The following is a 1,688-nucleotide window of genomic DNA, read 5'->3' as shown; positions in this document are numbered from 1 at the left end:
TAAACTCGCCCAGGAATAGGGCTGCATTGATAGCCCCAGCAGAGCGACTGCGCCCGCGGGTGTTTTTCAGGTCGGCGGTACTGGACTTGAGGGCCTCGAGATATTCTTCTTCCATCGGCAGCGGCCAAACTTTTTCGCCGGCCCGTTCGGCAGCTTCTTGCACTTCGCGACCCCAACGCACATCGTTGGTGAAGAGCCCAGCCACCTTTTCCCCCAGTGCAATCACACAAGCCCCGGTCAGGGTGGACAACTCCACGATAGAGCCTGCACCCTGCTGGTCAGCATAGGTAATGGCATCGGCCAGGGTCAGGCGTCCCTCTGAATCGGTGTTGAGAATTTCGATGGTTTTCCCCGATAAACTTGTGAGTACATCCGAGACCCGGTAGGCCGTACCTGAAATCATATTCTCGGCAGCGGCCACATAGGCTCGCACCTCCACCGGGGGTTGCAACCTTGCGATGGCCCGCATGGCGCCCAGGACTGCCGCCGCACCAGCCATGTCGCACTTCATGGTGATCTGGCTCTCGGAGGGTTTGAGCGAGTAGCCGCCGGTGTCAAAGGTCAGCCCCTTGCCTACCAGAGCAATCACGTGGTCAGCCGGGTTCTGGGGTTTGTAGATCAGTTGAATAAAACGCGGGGGGTTGGCCGAACCCTGGGCCACCCCATAAAAAGCACCCATCCCGGCCTGCTTGATCCGGGTCTCGTCCCAAATCTCCACGCCGAGTCCCCGCTCCTCGGCCATTACACTGGCGCGCCGGGCCAGTTCTACCGGGGTCAGGATATTGGGGGGCTCATTGACCAGATCGCGGGCATAGTTGACCGCCTCGGCCACAATTTCAGCCCGATCTACAGCGGGCCCCGAGGAGCGGGCCAGCCACAAACGTAGCTTTTCGCCACGCTTAGGGGTGGGGCCACCGGTCTTGTATTTGTTCCAGGAGTATCCGCCCAGCAAAACCCCCTCGGCAAGGGCGTAGCTGGCTTCCTTCTTGCCCAGTTTGTCGGAGAGGAACGTTTCGGTAACCGCCTCTTTGAACCCCAGCCTGGCAATTTCCTGCACCAGCCTGGCCCCAGCTTTACGGAGGGTTTCCAGACCGACCCCGCGTTTTTTGCCGAGTCCAAACAGCAGGGCGAAACCAGGGCCGTCCTCTTCGGAGCGCCGTGTGCCCAGTGGAACCAGCAGGGCCTCGCCAAACTCGCCCTTGAAATGGAGTTCTTCCATCATTCTGGAGAGTGCTTTTCGATATTTGACATCCAGTTTCTGCCCTTCCTCGCTTAACTCACCCCCCCATACCCCCACCACCGCCAGCGGTACAGGAATCTCGTCTACGAAGCGCCGTGCAGACTTGAGTGTAAGTTCCATAACCTGCGAACTATATCATGGAATGGGTGAGGACTGACTACCTGGTCAGTATTGTCGGGGCCGCCTGTGCGGTACAGGCAGGATCCCCTGGTGAGTCTAAATCCTTCTAATGGCACTGGTAGATCTGGTCAGGCCATTCCGACCCCCTTTTTCTCATACCGCTCTGTCGTGTGGTTGCACCGATGGGCTAATATGATTCAGATGAAGGTTCGAGTACAGGATTCAAGTATTTTTCGCAAACTGGGGTTTTTTCTCAATCAGGCGGCTTTGGGAGGCAGTGCAGCCCTCGAGGGGGTCATGTTGAAAGCCGCCGATGCCTGGTCACTGG

At 58.2% G+C, this 1,688-nt stretch carries 1 protein-coding gene; it reads right to left on the bottom strand.

Annotated features, from left to right (window positions below; genetic code table 11):
* Positions 1 to 1,360, bottom strand: a 1,360-nt coding sequence (locus tag Q0288_RS15790) for a leucyl aminopeptidase (RefSeq protein WP_299432537.1), incomplete at its 3' end; no start/stop codon positions are given.
* Positions 1,361 to 1,688 lie beyond the last annotated feature (328 nt).

This window comes from uncultured Meiothermus sp. (genome assembly GCF_937863175.1).
Classification (GTDB): domain Bacteria; phylum Deinococcota; class Deinococci; order Deinococcales; family Thermaceae; genus Meiothermus.
Note: the sequence above shows the minus strand (reverse complement) of the source record. Positions and strands in the feature narration are given on the sequence as shown.